Source organism: Desulfosalsimonas sp., assembly GCF_046483245.1.
GTDB lineage: Bacteria > Desulfobacterota > Desulfobacteria > Desulfobacterales > Desulfosalsimonadaceae > Desulfosalsimonas.
In genome coordinates, this window is sequence record NZ_JAWODO010000065.1 from 1 (window position 1) to 3770 (window position 3770).

The window sequence follows — 3770 nt, forward strand, 5'->3', positions numbered from 1 at the left end:
TTAAAAATCATGAAACAATGGTAACCACCCTTGCCCATGTGCTTGACGGGCATGAGGCGGACAATCCCGACCGGGTCAAGGCAGTCTTTGCCGATGACGGGCGGGCGCTTTATTTTTCCAGGGCCGCCATTCCATTCGGTCGAAACGTTGATACTCCCCCTTTGTATTACGGCCATATCGGACTATATGCCTTTCGGAAACAGGCCTTGGACCGTTTTGTGGCGCTTTCTCCCGGACGTCTCGAACAGCTTGAAAAACTGGAGCAGTTGCGTCTTCTGGAAAACAACATCCCGATTCACGTGGCGATTACCGAATTACGAAGCATCAGCGTCGACAGGCCGGAAGATCTGGAAGCCGTCCTTGCCTTGCTGACCGGCAGGGAAGCAGAGTAGCAGGCATTTAAGCGCCTATGAGGTTCTGCCGTATGAACCGGGCAAATAACGATTCCTCTTCGTTCATGAAAACAATTTTTACGCCGATAACGGCAATGGGAATATCGCCGGGGATTTTACCGGCAATCCGCACATAATCCTTCTCCGTGGTAACCAGAAAATCGGCCTCTCCCGATACGGCGCTATCCACGATGCCCCTGATTTCTGCATCTGTATACGGATGGTGATCCGGAAATGCTTCGTGCCCGACGACACGTGCTGCATTATTTTCAACGACACTCAGGAAATCGCGATTTTTTGCAATACCGGAAAAGATGAAGACGTTTGCCTGCAATAGGGGAGAAACGTCGGATTCGTCCGTCTCTGGAAGGATATCCTGCCCCAGGGGAGCGGTCCCGTCATATATTCCGGACAGAAACGGCGCATGATCCGTATGGAAAATCGGTTTGTCCCGGAAGCCTGACAGATCTTCCGGCAGGATATTTACCCGTTGGTGCTCCATGGCATTTGCCGCAGCGTCGCAGCCCGCACCGCAGCGCGTAAAAACGATGGCGCTGCTCCGCCTCAGGGCCGAGACGTGCTCCCGCAGCATGCCCCGCGGCATCAAATGGCCGTTTCCGAACATGTTGCGGGCGTCCAGCAGGACCAAATCCAGGTTGCGGCGCAACCTTCTGTGCTGAAAACCATCGTCAAGAACAATTATATCCGGATCGAACTCCGATATGGCGCGCCTGCCACTTTTGTAGCGATAGCCGGAATTTCCCGTATCAGCCGGCAGGCAGGCATCTTCTAATTCCGTGACGATTTCGCCGATGGCCGCATCCGGGGGCAGGTGTACGTCCAGCCATGCCTCGCAGCGGTCCGGCACCGTGAGCCCGGAGCGGCTGCTGTAAAGATCCCGGAAATTGTAGACCAACTCGGGCCGCTGGTCGCGCATGTACTGGGATATTCGCATCATCATCTGAAGCAGCACCTCGATGGTGTTCTCCCGGTTGTTGGCCAGAGATGCGTGCAGGCGCCTGCCCGTGCTCACCATCTGGGTTTCCAGGTATCCGTAGCATCCCAGGCAGGCCACCAGGTTGGTGGGCTCGCCGATGACCGCCCAGGGAAAATGATAGTCCTCGATGAGCCGGGCCGCACCGTCGCCGTTTTCCTCTTCGCCCACCACCAGGCACAGGGCTGTGGGCAGGCGGGGGCCGTAGCCCCGGCGCAGGGCCAGGAATGCCTCCACCATGGCTGCACACCCGGATTTCATGTCTGCAGTGCCCAGCCCGGAAATGGTATCCTGTTTTTCGTGCCAGCCGTAGTCCTCGATATCGTAGGCCGTGATGGTATCCACGTGGCCGATTAAGGCCAGTTCGGCCTGGCCTTTTTCCGGCAGCACCACCAGGTTGTAGCGGGTTTCATCCACGGCCTGGACTGTTGCGGCAATGCTGTTTCGCTTCAGATACCCACGGAGATAATCCAGGATATCGTTTTCCTTGCCCGACGGGCTGTAGATGTCCACCAGCCGCTGGAAGAGTTTTTTGAGTCGGTCTTCGCTGATCATGTCATATTCGTTTTATTCTAGTGGCCGTTTTCGCGCTTTTTCATGCGCTGGCGTTCCTGGTCGAGATTCATGGTCAGATACACGTGCTGCTGGGGATTGCCGAAACCCTGGTGCTCGAAGAAACGAATGGCGGGCATGTTGTCGGCCTCGGTGTCCACAACCAGGATGCGCACTCCGTCGTGGAGCATAATGGACTTGAATCTGTAAAACAGGCGCTCGGCAATTCCCGAACGCTGGTATTCCGGCAGTACGCCCAGCCACAGAAGATATCCGTATTTCCAGGCGGATCGGTTTTTGCTTACCGTGGTGCCAAGGGCAAATCCGATGATCTCGTTTTCATGCTCGGCTACCAGGCAGAATTCCGTGTCACTGTAAAACAAATCCGCCACCTCGTATTCATCCCAGGCGCGGTAGGTGTTGGGCGCCTTTCTGGCCACAAACAGCTGCTCTCCCAGGTGGAACACGTCTGCCAGATCATCGATTGTCATTTCGCGGATTTTGACCGCCTGTTTTTTGGTTTTAACGGGTTGGGCACTGTCTGACTCAGCAACTTCTGTCATGGGCGACAAAAACTCCTTTCTTTTGCGTTGATTGAACAGATTTAAAGTTTTTCTGATATGTTTGAGCTTCATTGCTGTTGGTTTTACATGCAAGATAAGCATTAACCGGCTTCGGGCAAACCCGGCCTGTCATGACCGGGGCTGTTTTGTTCGGGCTGGCTGGCAATGTGGATGGTGCGGGTCGGGAAGGCAAACCCGATGCCCTCTTTTTCAAAAGCTTCAAAAACAGCAAGGTTCATTTTTTCCTGAATATCCATGTATAGGTTGTAATCCGGGTTCAGGACATAATAGACCACCTCAAAGACCAGGGAAAAATCCCCGAATGTTTTGAAATGGGCCCGGTCAAACCGGGTGTTTTCTGTCTCTTCGATAATGCGGCGGACGATTTGCGGGATTTTTTTCAGTTTTTCCGCCGGAGTAAAATAGCGTACGCCGAATGTAAATGCCACGCGACGCTCCCGGAAGCGGGTGTAGTTGCGGATACGGCTTTTGAGCAGGTCGTTGTTGCCAAAGATCAGCAATTCCCCGCCCAGGCTGCGGACCCGCGTGGTTTTCAGGCCGATTTTTTCCACTGTACCCGGGTAATCGTCCACAATAATGAAGTGCCCGACTTCAAAGGGCCTGTCAAGAAGAATGGAAAGGGCGGCAAACAGGTCCCCGAGAATGTTTTGTGTGGCCAGGCCGATGACGATGCCGGCCACCCCGAGACTTGCAATGAGAGTGGTTACGTTGACCCCGATGTTTTCCAGAATGACCAGAAGGACAAACCCCCACAAAATGGTCCGGCCGATCAGGGTCATGACCGTGACGCCAGAGTCGCCCACCGTTTGCCCGGTTTTTCGCCCGGCGTACATGCGGAAACCGCTTGAAATAAAGCAGCTGGCCCAGAGCCCGATCTGCAATGCCAGGGCAATAAAGGCAACGCTGGCAATCAGGGTCCCGGCACGCCCGGGCAGGTCCAGCAGAAATGAAGCCGGGTAAAAGGCGGCCAAAAAAAGTGTATAAGACTTGGTTTGTCCGGCAATTTCTGCAAACAGGGCACCCAGGCCCGTGGCGGGTCTTTGGTCCCGGGAACCGGCACGGCGGGCTATGATTTTGCGAAGCAGAAGCACGCAGCTGGTGAGCACAAAAATAACTGCCAGTGCAGAAATCCACTGTCTGATATCATTCCCAAGCAACTGCCCCCGGAAAAAAGACATATTCTTCTCCTTAAAATCAAAAATAAATATATACATGCATATGAGGCATGTAAACCCGGAGCTGGCGGAG

General features: G+C 54.3%; 4 protein-coding genes. 1 reads left to right on the forward strand and 3 read right to left on the reverse strand.

The window, feature by feature from the left end; all coding sequences use genetic code 11:
* Positions 1–392 (forward strand): cytidylyltransferase domain-containing protein (locus R6U41_RS06425; RefSeq protein ID WP_410269008.1); only part of this gene is annotated, 392 nt, incomplete at its 5' end.
* A 7-nt stretch (positions 393–399) separates the two neighbouring features.
* On the opposite strand, the gene R6U41_RS06430 is transcribed toward R6U41_RS06425, so the two are convergent.
* The 3 genes from R6U41_RS06430 to R6U41_RS06440 form a co-directional block, all read right to left on the reverse strand.
* Positions 400–1941 carry a tetraacyldisaccharide 4'-kinase gene (locus R6U41_RS06430; protein WP_410269009.1) on the reverse strand — a complete coding sequence of 514 codons (1542 nt, stop codon included), beginning with the start codon at positions 1939–1941 and terminating at the stop codon, positions 400–402.
* Positions 1942–1958: 17 nt separating this feature from the next.
* A complete protein-coding gene (locus R6U41_RS06435) occupies positions 1959–2501 on the reverse strand; it encodes an N-acetyltransferase family protein (protein ID WP_410269010.1) in 543 nt (180 codons plus the stop codon).
* Positions 2502–2602: 101 nt separating this feature from the next.
* Positions 2603–3700: a mechanosensitive ion channel family protein gene (locus R6U41_RS06440; RefSeq protein ID WP_410269011.1), complete on the reverse strand. Its 1098-nt coding sequence runs from the start codon at positions 3698–3700 to the stop codon at positions 2603–2605.
* Positions 3701–3770 lie beyond the last annotated feature (70 nt).